The 20,724-nt window shown below is 40.1% G+C and carries 17 protein-coding genes; 12 read left to right on the forward strand and 5 right to left on the reverse strand.

Features of this window, described 5'->3' with window-relative positions:
* Nucleotides 1-47: 47 nt before the first annotated feature.
* The 3 genes from HW098_RS01760 to ciaH all read left to right on the forward strand — a co-directional run bounded on the left by HW098_RS01760 (nt 48) and on the right by ciaH (nt 4,699).
* On the forward strand, nt 48-2,594 hold the full coding sequence (locus HW098_RS01760) for a M1 family metallopeptidase (RefSeq protein ID WP_176139086.1): 2,547 nt from the start codon (nt 48-50) through the stop codon (nt 2,592-2,594).
* A 106-nt stretch (nt 2,595-2,700) separates the two neighbouring features.
* Nucleotides 2,701-3,375 carry a two-component system response regulator CiaR gene (ciaR, locus tag HW098_RS01765; protein ID WP_000590627.1) on the forward strand — a complete coding sequence of 225 codons (675 nt, stop codon included), beginning with the start codon at nt 2,701-2,703 and terminating at the stop codon, nt 3,373-3,375.
* Nucleotides 3,365-4,699, forward strand: coding sequence for a two-component system sensor histidine kinase CiaH (gene ciaH / locus HW098_RS01770; RefSeq protein WP_176139087.1), 1,335 nt, complete (start codon nt 3,365-3,367; stop codon nt 4,697-4,699). The genes ciaR and ciaH overlap by 11 nt, the downstream gene beginning before the upstream one ends.
* Nucleotides 4,700-4,727: 28 nt before the next feature.
* Here ciaH and HW098_RS01775 read toward each other — a convergent pair whose 3' ends face one another.
* Nucleotides 4,728-5,015, reverse strand: a complete 288-nt coding sequence (locus HW098_RS01775; protein ID WP_057487219.1) for a DUF3270 domain-containing protein — start codon at nt 5,013-5,015, stop codon at nt 4,728-4,730.
* A gap of 139 nt (nt 5,016-5,154) precedes the next feature.
* Between HW098_RS01775 and HW098_RS01780 the strand changes: the two genes are divergently transcribed.
* From HW098_RS01780 to ezrA, 7 genes are all read left to right on the forward strand, one after another.
* On the forward strand, nt 5,155-6,084 hold the full coding sequence (locus HW098_RS01780) for a peptidase U32 family protein (RefSeq protein ID WP_000411189.1): 930 nt from the start codon (nt 5,155-5,157) through the stop codon (nt 6,082-6,084).
* Between the two features lie 199 nt (nt 6,085-6,283).
* Nucleotides 6,284-8,734, forward strand: a complete 2,451-nt coding sequence (locus HW098_RS01785; protein WP_176139088.1) for a bifunctional DnaQ family exonuclease/ATP-dependent helicase — start codon at nt 6,284-6,286, stop codon at nt 8,732-8,734.
* Between the two features lie 36 nt (nt 8,735-8,770).
* Nucleotides 8,771-9,994 (forward strand): FtsW/RodA/SpoVE family cell cycle protein, encoded by a 1,224-nt coding sequence (locus tag HW098_RS01790; protein WP_173262763.1) that lies wholly within the window; start codon nt 8,771-8,773, stop codon nt 9,992-9,994.
* 10 nt (nt 9,995-10,004) lie between these two features.
* Complete coding sequence (locus HW098_RS01795) at nt 10,005-10,559, forward strand: DJ-1 family glyoxalase III (protein ID WP_176139089.1); 555 nt, start codon at nt 10,005-10,007, stop codon at nt 10,557-10,559.
* Between the two features lie 84 nt (nt 10,560-10,643).
* Nucleotides 10,644-11,207 (forward strand): HAD family hydrolase, encoded by a 564-nt coding sequence (locus HW098_RS01800; RefSeq protein ID WP_176139090.1) that lies wholly within the window; start codon nt 10,644-10,646, stop codon nt 11,205-11,207.
* A gap of 14 nt (nt 11,208-11,221) precedes the next feature.
* Nucleotides 11,222-13,168 (forward strand): DNA topoisomerase (ATP-hydrolyzing) subunit B, encoded by a 1,947-nt coding sequence (gene gyrB, locus HW098_RS01805; protein ID WP_176139091.1) that lies wholly within the window; start codon nt 11,222-11,224, stop codon nt 13,166-13,168.
* Between the two features lie 82 nt (nt 13,169-13,250).
* Nucleotides 13,251-14,978: a septation ring formation regulator EzrA gene (gene ezrA / locus HW098_RS01810; RefSeq protein ID WP_176139092.1), complete on the forward strand. Its 1,728-nt coding sequence runs from the start codon at nt 13,251-13,253 to the stop codon at nt 14,976-14,978.
* 182 nt (nt 14,979-15,160) lie between these two features.
* On the opposite strand, the gene HW098_RS01815 is transcribed toward ezrA, so the two are convergent.
* The 4 genes from HW098_RS01815 to HW098_RS01830 form a co-directional block, all read right to left on the reverse strand.
* Nucleotides 15,161-15,460: a DUF1827 family protein gene (locus HW098_RS01815; RefSeq protein ID WP_000767194.1), complete on the reverse strand. Its 300-nt coding sequence runs from the start codon at nt 15,458-15,460 to the stop codon at nt 15,161-15,163.
* Nucleotides 15,461-15,671: 211 nt separating this feature from the next.
* A complete protein-coding gene (locus HW098_RS01820; RefSeq protein WP_176139093.1) occupies nt 15,672-16,124 on the reverse strand; it encodes an NUDIX hydrolase in 453 nt (150 codons plus the stop codon).
* A 129-nt stretch (nt 16,125-16,253) separates the two neighbouring features.
* A complete protein-coding gene (locus tag HW098_RS01825; RefSeq protein ID WP_176139094.1) occupies nt 16,254-18,512 on the reverse strand; it encodes an ATP-dependent Clp protease ATP-binding subunit in 2,259 nt (752 codons plus the stop codon).
* 225 nt (nt 18,513-18,737) lie between these two features.
* Nucleotides 18,738-18,968 carry a DUF1797 family protein gene (locus HW098_RS01830; RefSeq protein WP_000443574.1) on the reverse strand — a complete coding sequence of 77 codons (231 nt, stop codon included), beginning with the start codon at nt 18,966-18,968 and terminating at the stop codon, nt 18,738-18,740.
* Between the two features lie 189 nt (nt 18,969-19,157).
* On the opposite strand from HW098_RS01830, the gene HW098_RS01835 reads away from it, so the two are divergent.
* Together HW098_RS01835 and HW098_RS01840 are read left to right on the forward strand one after the other, a co-directional pair.
* Nucleotides 19,158-19,841: an amino acid ABC transporter permease gene (locus tag HW098_RS01835; protein WP_001011642.1), complete on the forward strand. Its 684-nt coding sequence runs from the start codon at nt 19,158-19,160 to the stop codon at nt 19,839-19,841.
* Nucleotides 19,841-20,575 (forward strand): amino acid ABC transporter ATP-binding protein, encoded by a 735-nt coding sequence (locus HW098_RS01840; RefSeq protein WP_176139095.1) that lies wholly within the window; start codon nt 19,841-19,843, stop codon nt 20,573-20,575. The genes HW098_RS01835 and HW098_RS01840 overlap by 1 nt, the downstream gene beginning before the upstream one ends.
* Nucleotides 20,576-20,724: the final 149 nt, after the last annotated feature.

A 20,724-nucleotide genomic window follows, 5' to 3' on the forward strand; every position in this document is an offset into this window, starting at 1 on the left:
TGTTTGAAGAAGAGCAGCAGCTCTTAAACTTAGAATAGGAGAAAATTATGCAAGCAGTTGAACATTTTATTAAGCAATTTGTTCCTGGACATTATGATTTATTTTTAGACTTGAGTCGTGAGACCAAGACGTTTTCAGGGAAGGTGACCATCACTGGTCAAGCACAGAGTGACCGTATTTCCCTTCACCAAAAAGACTTGGAAATCGCCACTGTAGAAGTTGCAGGTCAAGCTCGTCCATTTACACTTGACCATGAAAATGAAGCCCTTCATATTGAATTAGCTGAGGCTGGTCAAGTTGAAGTGATTATCGCTTTCTCAGGAAAAATTACAGACAACATGACAGGGATTTACCCATCTTACTACACAGTTGATGGAGTCAAGAAGGAAGTCTTGTCAACTCAATTCGAGAGCCATTTTGCGCGTGAAGCCTTCCCATGTGTGGATGAGCCAGAAGCTAAAGCAACTTTTGACCTCTCTCTACGTTTTGACCAAGTAGAAGGTGAATTGGCCTTGTCTAACATGCCAGAAATCGATGTTGAAAAACGTAAGGAAACAGGTATCTGGAAGTTTGAGACAACACCTCGCATGTCTTCTTACTTGTTAGCCTTTGTTGCGGGTGATTTGCAAGGGGTAACCGCTAAAACTAAGAATGGTACCCTCGTTGGTATATACTCTACCAAAGCACATCCGCTTTCTAACCTTGATTTCTCTTTGGACATTGCCGTTCGCTCTATCGAGTTTTACGAAGATTACTACGGAGTCAAGTATCCAATCCCTCAATCTCTCCATATCGCCCTTCCTGACTTCTCAGCTGGTGCTATGGAAAACTGGGGTCTTGTAACCTACCGTGAAGTATACTTGGTTGTGGATGAGAACTCAACATTTGCCAGCCGTCAACAAGTTGCCCTTGTTGTGGCCCATGAATTGGCTCACCAATGGTTTGGGAACCTCGTTACTATGAAATGGTGGGATGATCTTTGGCTCAATGAAAGCTTCGCTAACATGATGGAGTACGTCTGTGTGGATGCCATTGAGCCAAGCTGGAATATCTTTGAAGATTTCCAAACAGGTGGAGTACCTCACGCTCTTGAACGTGACGCGACTGATGGTGTTCAGTCTGTTCACGTCGAAGTCAAACACCCAGATGAAATCAATACGCTCTTTGATGGCGCTATCGTCTATGCCAAAGGAAGTCGCCTCATGCACATGCTTCGTCGTTGGCTAGGTGATGCTGATTTTGCCAAAGGTTTGCATGCCTACTTTGAAAAACATCAATACAGCAATACAATTGGTCGTGACCTTTGGGATGCTCTTGGTCAAGCGTCTGGACGTGATGTCGCAGCCTTTATGGATTCTTGGTTGGAACAACCTGGTTATCCAGTTCTCACTGTCAAAGTTGAAAATGATGTCTTGAAGATTTCACAAAAACAATTCTTCATCGGTGAGCACGAAGATAAGAACCGTCTCTGGGTTGTGCCACTAAACAGCAACTGGAAAGGCCTGCCTGATACACTCGAAACTGAAAGCATCGAAATCCCTGGCTACGCAGCTCTTCTTGCTGAAAATAAAACAGCACTTCGTCTCAACACAGAAAATACAGCCCACTACATTACCGACTATCAAGGAGACTTGTTGGATGCAGTTCTTGCTGAGCTAGAGACACTTGATAACACAAGCAAACTGCAAATCGTCCAAGAACGTCGTTTGCTTGCTGAGGCAGGGTACATTTCTTATGCTGACTTGCTCCCAGTTCTTGATAAACTTGCTAAGGAAGAATCTTACCTTGTCGTTTCAGCTGTTTCTGAAGTGATTTCGGCCCTTGAGCGCTTTATCGATGAAGGAACAGAAGCTGAAAGAGCCTTCAAGGCATTGGTTGCTAAATTGGCTCGTCATAACTATGACCGTCTTGATTTTGAAGCTAAAGACGGAGAATCAGATGAGGATGAATTGGTTCGTCAGTTAGCTATTTCTATGATGATTCGCTCAAATGATGTAGAAGCTAGTCAAGTCGCTAGCCAAATCTTCGAATCTCACAAGGATCATCTTGCAGGACTTCCAGCAGCAATTCGCTCACAAGTTCTAATCAATGAGATGAAACATCATGAGACTAAAGACTTGTTAGCACTTTATCTTGATACTTATACTCACGCAACAGATGCTGTCTTTAAACGCCAGTTGGCAGCAGCTCTTGCATACAGTACAGATGCGGACAATATCCAAACCTTGATCGCTGCTTGGAAGGACAAATTTGTGGTCAAACCGCAGGACTTGTCTGCTTGGTATTACCAATTCCTAGCTCATCAAGCAACTCAGGAAACAGCTTGGTCTTGGGCGCGTGAAAACTGGGCTTGGATTAAGGCAGCTCTTGGTGGAGATATGAGCTTTGATAGCTTTGTTATCCTTCCTGCACACGTATTTAAGACTCAGCAACGCTTGGCGGAATACAAAGAATTCTTTGAACCGCAGCTTTCTGACCTTGCTCTTAGCCGTAACATCGGTATGGGAATCAAGGAGATTGCAGCGCGTGTTGACTTGATTAACCGTGAAAAAGCTGCAGTGGAAGCAGTTGTTCTTCAATACGGAACTAAATAATTAAGACTAAATAAAAGAAAACTCAGCTATCTCATATAAAATGCAGAGAGTTGAGTTTTTTTTAAGGCAAATTTGGTATAATAGTTTTAATAAGGAGGAGTTTCTCATGATAAAAATCTTATTGGTTGAGGATGACCTAGGACTGTCAAATTCAGTATTTGACTTTTTAGACGATTTTGCGGATGTCATGCAGGTATTTGATGGAGAAGAAGGTCTCTACGAAGCTGAAAGTGGCGTCTATGACTTGATTTTGCTCGATTTGATGTTACCAGAAAAAAATGGCTTCCAAGTCTTGAAAGAATTGCGTGAAAAGGGAATTACGACACCAGTTCTGATCATGACCGCCAAGGAAAGTTTGGATGACAAGGGACATGGATTTGAACTGGGAGCGGATGATTATTTGACCAAGCCATTCTACCTAGAAGAACTCAAAATGCGGATTCAAGCCCTTCTCAAACGTTCAGGCAAGTTTAATGAAAATACGCTATCTTATGGAGATATTCTCATCAATTTGTCAACCAATACCGTTAAGGTTGAAGATACTCCAGTCGAATTGCTGGGGAAAGAGTTCGATTTACTAGTTTATTTCCTTCAAAATCAAAATGTTATTTTGCCGAAGACTCAGATTTTTGATCGTCTATGGGGATTTGATAGTGACACAACGATTTCGGTTGTCGAAGTTTATGTTTCAAAAGTCCGTAAGAAATTAAAAGGAACCACTTTTGCAGAGAATTTGCAAACCTTGCGCAGTGTTGGGTATATTTTAAAAGATGTTCAGTAAACTAAAAAAAACATGGTATGCGGATGACTTTAGTTATTTTATCCGCAACTTTGGTGTCTTTACCTTGATTTTCTCTACCATGACTCTGATTATTTTACAGGTCATGCACTCGAGTCTCTATACTTCAGTGGATGATAAGCTCCACGGACTGAGTGAAAATCCTCAAGCAGTTATTCAGCTGGCAGTAAATAGGGCAACAGAAGAGATTAAAGATTTAGAAAATGCCGCTACAGATACTAGCAAGACTGAGATAAAACCCAATGTCAGTTCTAACACAGAAGTCATTCTTTTTGATAAAAATTTTACCCAACTCCTTTCTGGAAATCGATTTTTGGGATTAGATAAGATTAAGTTAGAGAAAAAAGAACTAGGACATATCTACCAGATTCAGGTTTTTAATAGCTATGGGCAGGAAGAAATCTATCGTATGATTTTGATGGAAACCAATATTAGTTCGGTTTCAACCAATATCAAGTATGCTGCTGTCTTGATAAATACCAGTCAGTTGGAGCAAGCCAGTCAAAAGCATGAGAAATTGATTGTGATTGTGATGGCTAGTTTCTGGATTTTGTCTTTGCTTGCCAGTCTCTATCTAGCTAGGGTCAGTGTTCGTCCTCTGCTTGAGAGTATGCAGAAGCAACAGTCCTTTGTGGAAAATGCCAGTCATGAGTTACGGACTCCACTTGCAGTTTTGCAAAATCGCTTAGAGACCCTCTTTCGTAAGCCAGAAGCTACCATTATGGATGTGAGCGAAAGTATTGCATCGAGTTTGGAAGAAGTCCGAAACATGCGTTTTTTGACGACAAACTTGCTGAACTTAGCTCGGAGAGATGATGGGATTAAGCCGGAGCTTGCAGAAGTTCCAACTAGTTTTTTCAATACGACTTTCACAAACTATGAGATGATTGCTTCGGAAAATGATCGTGTCTTCCGTTTTGAAAATCGGATCCATCGTCCGATTGTCACAGATCAGCTTCTCTTGAAGCAGTTGATGACCATCCTATTTGATAATGCTGTCAAGTATACTGAAGAGGATGGTGAAATTGATTTTCTTATCTCGGCGACCGATCGTAATCTTTATTTGCTAGTTTCCGATAATGGAGTCGGTATTTCGACAGAAGATAAAAAGAAAATTTTTGATCGTTTTTATCGAGTCGACAAGGCTAGAACCCGCCAAAAAGGTGGTTTTGGTTTAGGATTATCTCTGGCCAAGCAAATTGTAGATGCGCTTAAAGGAACCATTACTGTCAAAGATAATAAACCAAAGGGAACAATCTTTGAAGTGAAGATTGCCATCCACACACCATCGAAAAAGAAAAAATAAACATATCGCTCCGGATGGGGCGATATGTTTATTTTTTAAGTTTTCGTTTGATAATAGAGCGTTGGATTTTTAAAACAAGTAAGCTGGATACTATTGCTGCAGGTAAGGCGAGCACAGTTGTTAATTTTAATGATAAAAAGATAAAACTAAAGATGGCAATGCAGATACAAAAAACAGCGATATTGACAAAAAATAAAATTTCTTTGAGATTGCTATCAGCTTGTGCTTCAGGTGCATAAGCTTGATAATGAGGAAGTTGCTGGTTTAATTCTTCTTGATAGTCTACCTCATAGGATTGTAATTTTCTTACGGGCATGATTCTCTCCTTAACAGTACATACCCATTTTATCATTTTTTCAGCAGAGAATTATTACAGAAAGGTTACAAAAAGAATAAAGTACCTTTTCATTTTCAAAGAATAGCTGATTTTTGAGAAATATGGTATAATTTTCCTTATGGAAAAGATTATCATTACAGCAACTGCTGAAAGTATTGAACAAGTTAAACAACTGCTCGAAGCTGGCGTAGACCGTATATATGTCGGTGAGAAAGATTTTGGCCTTCGTCTACCAACAACCTTTAGTCATGACCAATTGCGTGAAATCGCTAAGCTGGTTCATGATGCTGGTAAGGAATTGATTGTTGCGGTTAACGCCCTCATGCACCAAGATATGATGGACCGTATCAAGCCTTTCTTAGACTTTTTGGAAGAAATCAAGACAGACTACATTACGATTGGGGATGCAGGTGTCTTTTACGTAGTCAACCGCGATGGTTATTCATTTAAGACCATCTACGATGCTTCGACTATGGTAACTAGCAGTCGTCAGATAAACTTCTGGGGACAAAAGGCTGGCGCATCTGAGGCTGTTTTGGCGCGTGAAATTCCATCAGCTGAACTTTTCAAAATGCCAGAGATTTTGGAAATTCCTGCTGAAGTTTTGGTTTACGGTGCCAGTGTCATCCATCATTCTAAACGTCCGCTCTTGCAAAACTATTATAACTTTACGCATATCGATGATGAAAAGACGCGCAAGCGTGATCTCTTCTTGGCTGAGCCGAGTGACCCAGAGAGCCACTATTCCATTTTTGAAGACAATCATGGTACCCACATCTTTGCAAACAATGACCTTGATTTGATGACCAAATTAACAGAATTGGTGGAGCATGGTTTTACTCACTGGAAACTAGAAGGGCTCTACACTCCTGGTCAGAACTTTGTTGAGATTGCAAAACTCTTTATCCAAGCGCGTAGCTTGATTCAAGAGGGTAACTTTAGCCATGACCAAGCCTTCTTGCTGGATGAAGAAGTTCGTAAACTTCACCCTAAAAACCGTTTCCTTGATACAGGATTCTATGACTACGATCCTGATATGGTTAAATAAAGCAAATGATTCGTTGAGAGAAGGAAGATGTAAACATTTCTTCTCTCAATTTTTCTTATTCTCCAATAATTTCAAAAAAATAAGTAGGCTAGGATGCTCTGTTTGCTGGGATTTTTAATACAAGTAACCTTCTTGAGTTTGAAAATTATCCCATGTTTGCAGGTGCCAAATGGCCCTTTTTTTGGTATAATTTTTTATAATGAAAACGATTGGTAATCGCTATGTTGTGGTGGATTTAGAGGCAACTAGCACAGGTAGTAAGGCTAAAATTATCCAAGTGGGAATTGTCGTGATTGAGGACGGAAAAATCGTTGATCACTATACGACGGATGTCAATCCACATGAACCCTTGGATGCTCATATCAAAGAACTGACAGGACTGACTGATCAACGTCTGGCGCAAGCGCCTGATTTTTCGCAAGTTGCCAGAAAAATCTTTGACTTGGTGGAGGATGGGATTTTTGTAGCCCACAATGTTCAGTTTGATGCCAATCTCTTGGCGGAAAATTTATTTTTTGAAGGCTATGAACTAAGAAATCCTCGTGTTGATACGGTCGAATTGGCCCAAGTCTTTTTCCCAGAACTGGAAAAATATAGTTTGCCGATTTTGTGTCGAGAATTAGGAATTCCTCTAAAACATGCTCACACAGCCCTTTCAGATGCTCAAGCTACAGCAGAATTACTCTTGTTTTTACGGGAAAAGATGGCCCAACTTCCTAAAGGACTCTTGGAACGCTTGCTGGAAATGGCTGACGCCCTCTTATATGAGTCCTACCTGGTTATTGAAGAAATTTATCGCAGCCAATCTATCCTGAGTTCTCCAGACTTGGTCCAAGTTCAAGAACTGTATTTCAAGAAAACTGGAGCCCCCCTGGAGCCACGAAAACTATCCCAAGATTTTTCTAAGAATATTTCTCTGTTGAACCTTGAAGTGAGGGAGGAGCAGGAACGTTTTGCTAAAGAGGTCGGCTTGCTATTGAAGGAGGAGCCTGTATCTCTGATTCAAGCACCGACAGGGATTGGGAAAACCTATGGCTATCTCTTACCCGCTTTGTCCCAAGTGGAAAATCGTCAGATTGTCCTTAGCGTTCCGACAAAGATTCTTCAAAATCAAATCATGGAAGAAGAGGGTAAACGTCTCAAGGAAGTGTTCCATATAGATATTCATAGTTTAAAGGGACCACACAATTATCTGAAGTTGGATGCTTTTTATCATTCCTTGCAGGAAAATGATGAAAATCGCTTATTTAGACGCTTTAAAATGCAACTCTTGGTTTGGTTGACAGAGACAGAGACAGGAGATTTGGATGAGATTGGTCAACTCTACCGTTACCAACATTTTCTGACAGATCTTCGTCATGATGGAAATTTGTCTTCTAAAAGCTTATTTGTGACGGAAGATTTCTGGAAACGTAGTCAAGAAAGGGCAAAGTCCTGTAAGCTTTTAGTGACCAATCATGCCTATCTTGTAACCAGACTTGAAGATAATCCTGAATTTGTCAGCGACCGTTTATTGATTATTGATGAAGTCCAAAAAGTTTTGTTGGCTCTAGAAAATCTGCTTCAAGAGACCTACGATATCCAGTCTATTATTGCTTTAGTTGATAAGGCTTTAGTAGAAGAACAAAACAGGATTCAACAACGAATACTAGAAAGTATTCGCTTTGAGTTTATCTACTTGATAGAACAATTTCAGTCTGGCAAATCTAGGAAAAATATCTTAGATTCTCTGGCCAATCTCCACCAGTATTTTTCAGAATTAGAGGTAGAAGGCTTTGGGGAACTGGTTCGCTATTTTACAGCTGACCGAGATTACTGGCTTGAAGCAACTGAAACGAGTCAAAAGAAAATTCAGATTTCTTCTACGAAATCAGGCCGTATTCTTCTATCTTCTTTAGTGCCTGATTCATGCCAAGTCTTGGGAGTATCGGCTACTCTTGAGATTAGTCAAAGAGTTTCTTTGGCAGACCTGTTAGGCTATCCTGAAGCCAAATTTGTTAAGATTGAAGCTGGTAAAAAACAGGATCAAGAAGTGGTCTTGGTCAAGGATTTTCCCTTGGTAACAGAAACCTCCTTAGAAGTTTATGCCAGAGAGGTAGCTGATTTACTAGTGGAAATTCGAGCTTTCCAGCAACCGATTTTGGTTCTCTTTACTGCTAAAGATATGCTTCTAGCAGTATCGGATTTACTCCCTGTAAGTCACTTGGCCCAGTATAAAAATGGGGATGTTCATCAACTGAAGAAACGCTTTGAAAAAGGTGAACAACAAATCCTGCTTGGTGCAGCAAGTTTCTGGGAGGGAGTTGATTTTTCAAGTCATCCTTTTGTGATTCAAGTTGTACCAAGACTTCCTTTCCAAAATCCCCAAGAGCCCTTGATGAAAAAAATCAATCAGGAACTGATTCAAGAAGGGAAAAATGCCTTTTATGATTATCAATTGCCAATGGCCATTATTCGTTTAAAACAGGCTTTAGGAAGAAGTATGAGACGCGAACACCAACGTTCTTTAACCCTCATTCTGGATAGAAGAATCGTCGGAAAACGATATGGCAAGCAAATAGTGACTTCTTTAGCAAAAGAAGCGACTGTTAAAACCGTCTCTCGATCCGAAGTTAATGAGGCTATTGATAGATTTTTAAATGAACTTTGATAAATAGTATTGTATGAAAGTATAAGGTTAGTGTATATGAAACGTTCTCTCGACTCTAGAGTCGATTATAGTTTGCTATTGCCAGTATTTTTTCTACTGGTCATCGGTGTGGTGGCTATCTATATAGCCGTTAGTCATGATTATCCAAACAATATTCTGCCCATTTTAGGGCAGCAGGTCGCCTGGATCGCCTTGGGGCTTGTGATTGGTTTTATCGTCATGCTCTTTAATACAGAATTTCTTTGGAAAGTGACCCCCTTTCTGTATATTTTAGGCTTGGGACTTATGGTCTTGCCGATTGTCTTTTATAATCCAAGCTTAGTTGCATCAACGGGTGCCAAAAACTGGGTATCGGTAAATGGTGTTACCTTGTTCCAGCCGTCAGAATTTATGAAGATATCCTATATCCTCATGTTGGCTCGTGTCATTGTCCAATTTACTAAAAAACATAAGGAATGGAGACGCACGGTTCCGCTGGACTTTTTGTTAATTTTTTGGATGATTCTCTTTACTATTCCAGTACTAGTTCTTTTAGCACTTCAAAGTGACTTAGGGACGGCTTTGGTTTTTGTGGCTATTTTCTCAGGAATCGTTTTATTATCAGGGGTTTCTTGGAAAATCATTATCCCAGTATTTGTGACTGCGGTAACAGGAGTTGCTGGTTTCTTAGCTATCTTTATTAGCAAGGACGGACGAGCTTTTCTTCACCAGATTGGAATGCCGACCTACCAAATCAATCGGATTTTGGCTTGGCTCAATCCCTTTGAGTTTGCCCAAACAACGACTTATCAGCAGGCTCAAGGGCAGATTGCCATTGGGAGCGGTGGCTTATTTGGTCAAGGTTTTAATGCTTCTAATCTGCTTATCCCAGTTCGAGAGTCGGATATGATTTTCACGGTCATTGCAGAAGATTTTGGCTTTATTGGCTCTGTCCTTGTTATCGCCCTCTATCTCATGTTGATTTATCGTATGTTGAAGATTACTCTCAAATCAAATAACCAGTTCTACACCTATATTTCCACAGGTTTGATTATGATGTTACTCTTCCACATCTTTGAGAATATCGGTGCTGTGACTGGCCTACTTCCTTTGACTGGGATTCCCTTGCCTTTCATTTCGCAAGGGGGATCAGCTATTATCAGTAATCTGATTGGTGTTGGCTTGCTTTTATCGATGAGTTACCAGACTAATCTAGCTGAAGAAAAGAGCGGAAAAGTCCCATTCAAACGGAAAAAGGTTGTATTAAAACAAATCAAATAAGGAGAAAATCATGGTAAAAGTAGCAGTTATGTTAGCTCAGGGCTTTGAAGAAATTGAAGCCTTGACAGTTGTAGATGTCTTGCGTCGTGCAAATATCACTTGTGATATGGTTGGGTTTGAAGAGCAAGTGACGGGTTCGCATGCAATCCAAGTAAGTGCAGATCGTGTCTTTGATGGTGATTTATCAGACTATAACATGATTGTTCTTCCTGGAGGGATGCCTGGCTCTGCACATTTACGTGATAATCAGGCCTTGATGCAAGAGTTGCAAAATTTCGAACAAGAAGGGAAGAAACTGGCGGCCATTTGTGCGGCACCAATTGCCCTCAATCAAGCAGGAGTGTTGAAAAACAAGAAGTTTACTTGTTATGACGGCGTTCAAGAGCAAATCCTTGATGGTCAATATGTCAAGGAAACAGTAGTGGTAGATGGTCAGTTGACAACCAGTCGAGGCCCTTCGACAGCTCTTGCCTTTGCCTACGAGTTGGTGGAGCAACTAGGAGGGGACGAAGAGAGTTTACGAACAGGAATGCTCTATCGAGATGTCTTTGGTAAAAATCAGTAAAACGGGAGTTATTCTCTCGTTTTTTATGTGGAAAAATCAGGGAAATCATCGCTTTTTTCATAAAAAAATGCTATAATGAAGGGTATGAAATATCACGATTATATCTGGGATTTAGGTGGAACTTTACTGGATAATTATGAAACTTCAACAGCCGCATTTGTTGAAACATTGGCACTGTATGGCGTCACACAAGACCATGACAGTGTCTATCAAGCTTTAAAGGTTTCTACTCCTTTTGCGATTGAGACATTCGCTCCCAATTTAGAGAATTTTTTAGAAAAATACAAGGAAAATGAAGCCAGAGAGCTTGAACACCCGATTTTGTTTGAAGGAGTTTCTGACCTATTGGAAGACATTTCAAAACAAGGTGGACGTCATTTTTTGGTCTCTCATCGAAATAATCAGGTCTTAGAAATTTTAGAAAAAACTTCTATAGCAACCTATTTTACGGAAGTAGTGACTTCTAGCTCAGGCTTTAAGAGAAAGCCAAATCCTGAGTCCATGCTTTATTTAAGAGAAAAGTATCAGATTAGCTCTGGTCTTGTCATTGGTGATCGACCGATTGATATCGAAGCAGGGCAAGCTGCTGGACTCGATACCCACTTATTTACCAGTATCGTGAATTTAAGACAAGTATTAGACATATAAGAAAAAGGAATAAGATGACAGAAGAAATCAAAAATCTGCAGGCACAGGATTATGATGCCAGTCAAATTCAAGTTTTAGAGGGCTTAGAGGCTGTTCGTATGCGTCCAGGGATGTACATTGGATCAACCTCAAAAGAAGGTCTTCACCATCTAGTCTGGGAAATTGTTGATAACTCAATTGACGAGGCCTTGGCAGGATTTGCCAGCCATATTCAAGTCTTTATTGAGCCAGATAATTCGATCACTGTTGTCGATGATGGACGTGGGATCCCAGTCGATATTCAGGAAAAAACAGGTCGACCTGCCGTTGAGACTGTCTTTACTGTCCTTCACGCTGGAGGAAAGTTCGGCGGTGGCGGATACAAGGTTTCAGGTGGTCTTCACGGTGTGGGGTCCTCAGTAGTTAATGCTCTTTCTACTCAATTAGACGTTCATGTCCACAAAAACGGAAAAATTCATTACCAAGAATACCGTCGTGGTCATGTTGTCGCAGACCTTGAGGTGGTTGGAGATACGGATAAAACAGGAACAACGGTTCATTTTACTCCGGATCCAGAAATCTTCACGGAAACAACAACCTTTGATTTTGATAAATTAAATAAACGGATTCAAGAGTTGGCCTTTCTAAATCGCGGTCTTCAAATCTCCATCACAGATAAGCGCCAAGGTTTGGAACAAACTAAGCATTACCACTATGAAGGTGGGATTGCTAGTTATGTTGAATATATCAATGAGAATAAGGATGTAATCTTTGATACACCAATCTATACAGACGGTGAGATGGATGATATCACAGTTGAAGTAGCCATGCAGTACACAACGGGTTATCATGAAAATGTTATGAGTTTCGCCAATAATATTCATACCCATGAAGGTGGAACGCATGAACAAGGTTTCCGTACAGCCTTGACACGTGTCATCAACGATTATGCACGTAAGAATAAGTTACTAAAAGACAATGAAGACAACCTGACAGGGGAAGATGTTCGCGAAGGATTAACTGCAGTTATCTCAGTTAAACACCCAAATCCACAGTTTGAAGGACAAACAAAGACCAAACTTGGGAACAGTGAAGTGGTCAAGATTACCAATCGCCTCTTCAGTGATGCCTTCTCCGATTTTCTCATGGAAAATCCACAGATTGCCAAACGTATCGTAGAAAAAGGAATTTTGGCTGCCAAGGCTCGTGTGGCTGCCAAGCGTGCGCGTGAAGTCACTCGTAAAAAATCTGGTTTGGAAATTTCCAACCTTCCAGGGAAACTAGCAGACTGTTCTTCTAACAATCCTGCTGAAACAGAACTCTTCATCGTCGAAGGAGACTCAGCTGGTGGATCAGCCAAATCTGGTCGTAACCGTGAGTTTCAGGCTATCCTTCCAATTCGCGGTAAGATTTTGAACGTTGAAAAGGCAAGTATGGATAAGATTCTAGCTAACGAAGAAATTCGTAGTCTTTTCACAGCAATGGGGACAGGATTTGGCGCAGAATTTGATGTTTCGAAAGCCCGTTACCAAAAACTCGTTTTGATGACCGATGCCGATGTCGATGGAGCCCACATTCGTACCCTTCTTTTGACCTTGATTTATCGTTATATGAAACCAATCCTAGAAGCTGGTTATGTTTATATCGCCCAACCACCAATCTATGGTGTCAAGGTTGGAAGCGAGATTAAAGAATACATCCAGCCAGGTGCAGATCAAGAAATCAAACTCCAAGAAGCCTTGGCTCGCCATAGTGAAGGACGTGCCAAACCAACTATTCAGCGTTATAAGGGGCTAGGTGAAATGGACGATCATCAGTTGTGGGAAACAACCATGGATCCCGAACATCGCTTGATGGCTAGAGTTTCTGTGGATGATGCTGCAGAAGCAGATAAAATCTTTGATATGTTGATGGGGGATCGAGTAGAACCTCGTCGTGAGTTTATCGAGGAAAATGCCGTTTATAGTACACTTGATGTCTAAAAAATCGGGAGAAGTAGTTCCCTTGGTCTAAAAAATATGATATAATCATTACGATTGTTTCAAGTAAAAAAAGGAGTTTGATATGTCTAATGGACAACTAATTTATTTAATGGTTGCAATTGCAGTCATTTTAGTTCTGGCTTATGTAGTGGCAATCTTTCTACGTAAGCGAAACGAGGGAAGATTAGAAGCGCTAGAAGAAAGAAAAGAAGAACTATACAATCTTCCAGTAAATGATGAAGTAGAAGCTGTAAAAAATATGCACTTGATTGGACAAAGTCAAGTGGCTTTCCGTGAATGGAATCAAAAATGGGTCGATTTATCTCTCAACTCTTTTGCCGATATTGAAAATAATCTCTTTGAAGCAGAAGGCTATAACCATTCATTTCGTTTTCTCAAGGCCAGTCATCAAATTGACCAAATTGAGAGTCAAATTACTTTGATTGAAGAAGATATTGCTGAAATTCGCAATGCTTTGGCAGACTTAGAGAAGCAAGAATCTAAAAATAGTGGTCGTGTTCTTCATGCTTTGGATTTATTTGAGGAACTTCAGCATAGAGTTGCTGAAAATTCAGAACAGTATGGTCAAGCCTTGGATGAAATTGAAAAACAATTAGAAAATATCCAATCTGAATTTTCACAATTTGTAACCTTGAATTCATCGGGTGACCCAGTAGAAGCTGCTGTGATTTTGGATAATGCTGAAAATCATATCTTGGCTTTGACACATATTGTTGATCGTATACCAGCAATTGTAACAACATTATCTAAAGAGCTACCAGATCAACTAGAAGATTTAGAAGATGGTTATCGTAAACTAATTGATGCTAATTATCATTTTGTTGAAACGGATATTGAAGCACGTTTCCACTTGCTTTATGAAGCATTCAAGAAAAACCAAGAGAATATTCGTCAGTTGGAATTGGATAATGCCGAATATGAGAATGGACAGGCACAAGAGGAAATCAATGCCTTGTATGATATTTTTACTCGAGAAATTGCTGCTCAGAAAGTAGTGGAAAATCTACTTGCAACTCTTCCAACTTACCTTCAACATATGAAAGAGAATAATACTTTATTGGGAGAAGATATTGCACGTTTGAGCAAGACCTATTTACTTCCTGAGACAGCTGCAAGCCATGTTCGTCGTATTCAGACAGAATTAGAGAGTTTTGAGGCAGCTATTGTTGAGGTAACTTCAAATCAAGAAGAACCAACCCAAGCTTATTCAATTCTTGAAGAAAATCTTGAATCTTTACAGGAAAATCTTAAAGATATTGAAGATGAGCAAATTTCAGTTAGTGAGCGCCTGACACAAATTGAGAAAGATGATATCAATGCACGTCAAAAGGCCAATGTTTATGTCAATCGTCTCCATACTATCAAGCGATACATGGAAAAACGCAATCTGCCAGGTATTCCACAAACTTTCTTGAAGTTATTCTTTACGGCAAGCAATAATACCGAGGATTTAATGGTTGAGTTAGAACAGAAAATGATTAACATTGAATCTGTTACCCGAGTTCTTGAAATTGCAACGAATGATATGGAAGCTTTAGAAACGGAAACTTATAATATTGTACAATATGCAACCTTAACAGAGCAACTCTTGCAATATTCTAACCGCTATCGCTCATTTGATGAACGCATTCAAGAAGCATTTAACGAAGCTTTAGATATTTTTGAAAAAGAATTTGATTATCACGCTTCATTTGACAAGATTTCTCAAGCATTGGAAGTGGCAGAGCCTGGTGTAACCAATCGCTTTGTTACCTCATATGAGAAAACACGTGAAACGATTCGTTTTTAATAAAAAAAGATTTGATTGTGTGAGGAGCAGAATCAAATCTTTTTCTATAGTAGTATCGTGAGCAAAAGATTTCAAAATGATAAAAACGCATAATAGCAGGTGTAGAAACTCTTGCTACTATGCGTTTTATTATGGAAAGACTTATTGGACTTTCGCTCAAGTCGAGTTTTTACTCAATTTCCTTACTTGATTGGGATTGAAATTCCAATTAATTTTTCTGAGTAGAGTGTCTTGATATTGGCTTCATCAATAGAGTCCTTATCAATTTTACGTTTCAAGAAAAATTCTTGAATGGTTTCGATTTCAGGCTCACGAATAGCACGGTGTTTGTTTGAGATGAGGATTTCATAGTGAAGCGGAGCTTGGGTAAAAATAACATCTGTATTCCCTGCTGAGTAAACCTCAACAAGGGTTGCATCGGTACTTTCTAGCTGGCTTTTTACAAGTTGCGAGTGTGAGTTTGTTGTATTGATAAGCTTCATAATATTTCCTCCGATTTTCTAATTCTATTATAGCACTTTTTGAATAAAGTCGCTTGATTTATACTCAATGAAAATCAAAGAGCAAACTAGGAAGCTAGCCGCAGGTTGCTCAAAACAGTGTTTTGAGGTTGTGGATAGAACTGACAGAGTCAGTATCATATACCTACGGTAAGGCGACGCTGACGTGGTTTGAAGAGATTTTCGAAGAGTATTAGTCAATCTTATGCTGTTTTTTCCAAGATTGGATGGCCCATTTATGGCTACCACGTTTGAGGTTCTCAATAGCCTCGTCAATAGGGAACCAGGCAATATGATTAAAGTCTTCTAGTGGATTTTGAACTTCCTTGAAAGAAGTCGCTTCATAGAGGTAGGCAGGATTGTAGTAGTAGGTATCACGGTGACGAGAGTAGAAATATTCGTCAGCTTGTCCATAATAGGTACCAATTTCAGCAGTGAATCCAAGTTCTTCAATCAATTCACGTTTTAGGGCTTCCTGATGATTTTCCCCTGCTTCAATTTCGCCACCTGGTAAGAACCAAGCACCATTAGGAGCTTGAACTAAAACTATTTGTTTTTGTTCAGCGTCAGGAATAACTGCATATACACCGTAACGTGAAACATAGTCTGTATTCGCTTTTTTTTCTCCGAAAGTTGGGTTTGCCATTGCATTTTCCTCATTATCTAGTATCGTTATTATTATCATAATGGACAAAGGCCAAGCTGTCAAGAAATTACAGTTATTTTAGTAAAAAGAAGCAGAAAATTTTCATTTTCTACTCCTTTTCTATAGGATTTATACTTCTTTTTCAGAAGTTTTAACTTCAGCTTTTTTGGCAGACTTAATTTGAATCTTACCCTTGCTGGTCATAACTGCCTTGAGGTCTTTTTCGCTTGGATTTTCAAGGTAGTAGTCAGTGATTGCGTCCTCAATATAGTCTTGAATAGTACGACGAAGTGGGCGCGCCCCCATTTTTGGATCATAACCGAGGTCAACCAATTTTTCCTTGACCTTGTCAGTTACATCCAAATGAATGTTGTTGCTAGAAAGGCGCTTGTTAACGTCTGCTAGCATAAGCTCGACAATCTGAAGGAGGTTATCTTTGCTGAGAGACTTAAATTCGATAATACCATCAAAACGGTTCATAAACTCTGGGCTAAAGAAGTTACCGAGTTCACCGAGAACAGAGTTGGTACGTCCTTCGCGAGCAGCCCCAAAACCAACGCTGGCTTCAGCCTTACCTGTCCCTGCATTTGAAGTCATGATAATAATGGCATCCTTGAAGCTGACGGTACGTCCTTGCCCATCTGTCAAACGACCATCGTCCAAGACCTGGAGGAACATGTGCATGACATCTGGATGGGCTTTTTCTACTTCATCCAAGAGAATAAGAGAATATGGATTGCGGCGAACTTTTTCAGTTAATTGTCCAGCCTCATCATAGCCAACATAACCTGGAGGAGCGCCGACCAACTTAGCCACACTATGTTTTTCCATGTATTCACTCATATCAAAGCGAATCATACTGTCAGCAGAACCAAAGAGTTCGATAGCTAGTTGTTTGGAAAGTTCTGTCTTACCGACACCAGTTGGTCCGACGAAGAGGAAGCTTCCGATTGGGCGGTTAGGTGTACCGAGACCGACACGATTACGGCGAATAGCCTTGGCAATCTTATCGACAGCATCATCTTGTCCAATAACATGAGACTTGAGATCTTCGGCTAGATGGATGAGTTGAGATTGTTCTTTCTCTTTCAAATCACCAACAGGGATATTGGTTTTCTGCTCAATAATGTGCTCAATAGTTTTCTCGCTGATGATAGGAGTATCTTGGTCTGTGACCTTTTTCTTTTGCATTTCTTTATACTTGGCAATCTGGTCGCGGAAATAAGCCGCTTTCTCAAAATCTTCCTCTCGTGTAGCTTGAGACTTGAGATTTTCAGCCTCAATCAAGCGTTGATCAATCACTTTAGGATCGACAAAATTCAAGGTCAAGTTCATCTTAGAACCAGCTTCATCTAGGAGGTCAATGGCCTTGTCAGGTAAGAAGCGATCTTGAATGTAGCGATTGGAAAGAGTTGCAGCTGCTTCAATTGCAGCATCGGTATATTGAACGTGGTGGTAGTCTTCGTATTTCTTTTGAATCCCTTTGAGAATAGTGATTGTTTCGTCCACTGTTGGTTCATCGACTTTAACAGGCTGCATACGACGCTCTAAGGCAGCATCCTTTTCAATGATACGGTATTCATTGAGGGTAGTAGCACCGACCAGTTGCAGTTCTCCACGAGCAAGGGCTGGCTTGAGGATATTTCCTGCGTCCATATTACCATCACTCGCAGAACCTGCACCAACAATTTCATGGATTTCATCGATAAAGAGGATAATATCCTCACGTTTGCGAATTTCTTCCATGAGTTTTTGCATGCGTTCTTCAAATTGTCCACGAATACCCGTTCCTTGAACTAAGCTAACCACATCCAGACGGATGACTTGTTTACCTTGGAGTTTATGTGGAACATCGCCATCAACGATTTTCTGAGCTAGGCCTTCGACAACAGCAGTTTTTCCGACACCTGGTTCGCCAATAAGAACAGGATTATTCTTGGTTCTACGATTGAGAATCTCGATGACACGGATAATCTCATCGTCGCGCCCGATAACGGGGTCAATGTCTCCACGACGGGCAATCTCAGTTACGTTGATACCAAATTCTTCCAGCAGCCCTTTTTCTTGGCTTGGTGGTGGAGTTTGAGCGGATCCATGATTTTGGGAACCATAACCGCCGTTTCCACCGTAACCTCCACCTGATTGGGTTGGGGGAATAGGAGGAGTATTGCTAGAAGGTCTGAAATTGTTTAGGTCATTGAAAAAATCACCAAAGGGATCGAAGTCACGATTGTTCAGATCCGTCATGCCTTTAAAGAGACTGTTATTAGGATCAGTCTTGATAATCTTGTAGCAGTTTTGACAGAGGTCAATTTGTTTTTGTTTTCCATTGAGATTGGTGTAAAGATGAATTGTTGAGTCGTTGATTTTACAGTTTTGACAAAACATACATCTACCTCATTTCTTTAGCTTGACCTGTTTAAAGGTCAAAAATAGTCAAATTTCTATACTTTCATTATAACAGGATTGGGGTGTAAAGCAAGTAAAAAGATTGTAGCTTTGAGAAGTTATTACAATGAAGATCTTTGTGAATTTGGACTATAAAAAAATCCTATTTGTGAGACAAAAAGGATTTTGGTTAGACATGCAGGGACAATCCCAGCTTGTTTTGTATTAGTAAAGGAGTTCGTAAATCTCCATTGCAATCAAGTCAATGCTATCAAACGTATACGTTTCGCGAGCTTCTACGTCACGAAGGGTAAAGATTGAGCCGTTTTCTTCGTCGTGGCTGTACGCAACTTCTGCAACAACAACTCCTTCGCGTTCAAAATTACGTTTTAAATTTCCGCCATCGTTTGCCATTGCTTCAAGGCGGTTGATGATTCTAACCAAATGTGATTCCATTTTGATTCTCCTTCATTTCTTATCGTTACTATTTTACCATAAAGGAGGCCAACTTGACTAGAAAAAACTAAGATTTCTCGCTAATTCTGCTAGTTTAAAGATTTTTAAATAAATTGGATAAAAGATTTGAATTTTAATTCAATACATGTTATAATCATACAGTACTCTATTTTAGAAAGCAGTGTGACTATGAATTTTTCTTTTTTACCTAAGTATTTACCTTATTTTAACTATGGGGCTGTTGTGACGGTTCTTATTTCTATCTGTGTTGTCTTTTTGGGAACTATTTTGGGTGTTGTCTTGGCTTTTGGGCAACGTTCAAAGTTTAAACCGCTTGTTTGGCTGGCCAACTTGTACGTTTGGATTTTCCGTGGGACACCTATGATGGTTCAGATTATGATTGCCTTTGCTCTTATGCATATCAATGCCCCGACTATTCAGGTTGGGATTTTGGGTGTTGATTTGTCTCGTCTGATTCCAGGGATTTTGATTATTTCTATGAACAGTGGTGCTTATGTTTCTGAGACTGTCCGTGCCGGAATCAATGCAGTTCCAAAAGGTCAGCTAGAGGCGGCTTATTCGCTAGGGATTCGTCCTAAAAATGCGATGCGCTATGTGATTTTGCCACAAGCTATCAAAAATATTTTGCCAGCATTGGGGAACGAATTTATCACTATTATCAAGGATAGTTCCCTCTTATCAGCTATCGGTGTCATGGAGTTGTGGAACGGAGCTACAACAGTTTCTACAACAACCTATCTACCTTTAACACCACTTTTATTTGCAGCCTTTTATTACTTGATTATGACCTCTATTTTGACCGTAGCCTTGAAAGCTTTTGAAAAACGTATGGGACAAGGAGATAAGAAATAATGACAGAAACCTTGATAAAAATTGAAAATTTACATAAATCATTTGGAAAGAATGAAGTATTGAAGGGCATCAACCTCGAGATTAAAAGAGGAGAAGTTGTCGTTATCATCGGTCCTTCAGGGAGCGGGAAATCTACCTTGCTTCGCTCTATGAATTTGTTGGAAGAGGCAACAAATGGGAAGGTTATCTTTGAGGGAGTCGATATTACGGACAGGAAGAATGACCTGTTTGCCATGCGTGAGAAGATGGGGATGGTTTTCCAACAATTCAATCTCTTTCCTAATATGACTGTGATGGAAAATATCACCTTGTCACCTATCAAGACCAAAGGTGAGAGCAAGGCAGTTGCTGAGAAGAGAGCCCAAGAGCTTTTGGAAAAAGTTGGTTTACCAGATAAGGCAGACGCTTATCCACAGAGTTTGTCAGGTGGCCAGCAACAACGGATTGCCATCGCGCGTGGGTTGGCTATGGAACCTGATGTTTTGCTCTTTGACGAGCCGACTTCAGCCTTGGATCCTGAAATGGTAGGTGAGGTATTGGCTGTTATGCAAGACCTTGCCAAGTCAGGGATGACTATGGTTATCGTAACACATGAGATGGGATTTGCTCGCGAGGTGGCAGACCGTGTCATCTTTATGGCAGATGGTGTGGTTGTTGAAGACGGAACACCTGAACAGATTTTTGAACAAACCCAAGAACAACGGACTAAGGACTTCTTGAGTAAGGTTTTATAATCTATTTTAAAATTTCAAGACAAGATTAGTGAAAAGCTCAACCAGAGCTTTTTCTTATAGTTTGAAACTATAGGATTGCCTAGGAAAGAAGTGTTAGAGGGTACTAGCAGTTTTTGGTATAATGGAAGATATTTGAAAGAAAAGAGAAG

The sequence above is a fragment of the Streptococcus sp. 1453 genome (genome assembly GCF_013276955.1).
In the GTDB taxonomy this organism is placed as follows: Bacteria; Bacillota; Bacilli; order Lactobacillales; family Streptococcaceae; genus Streptococcus.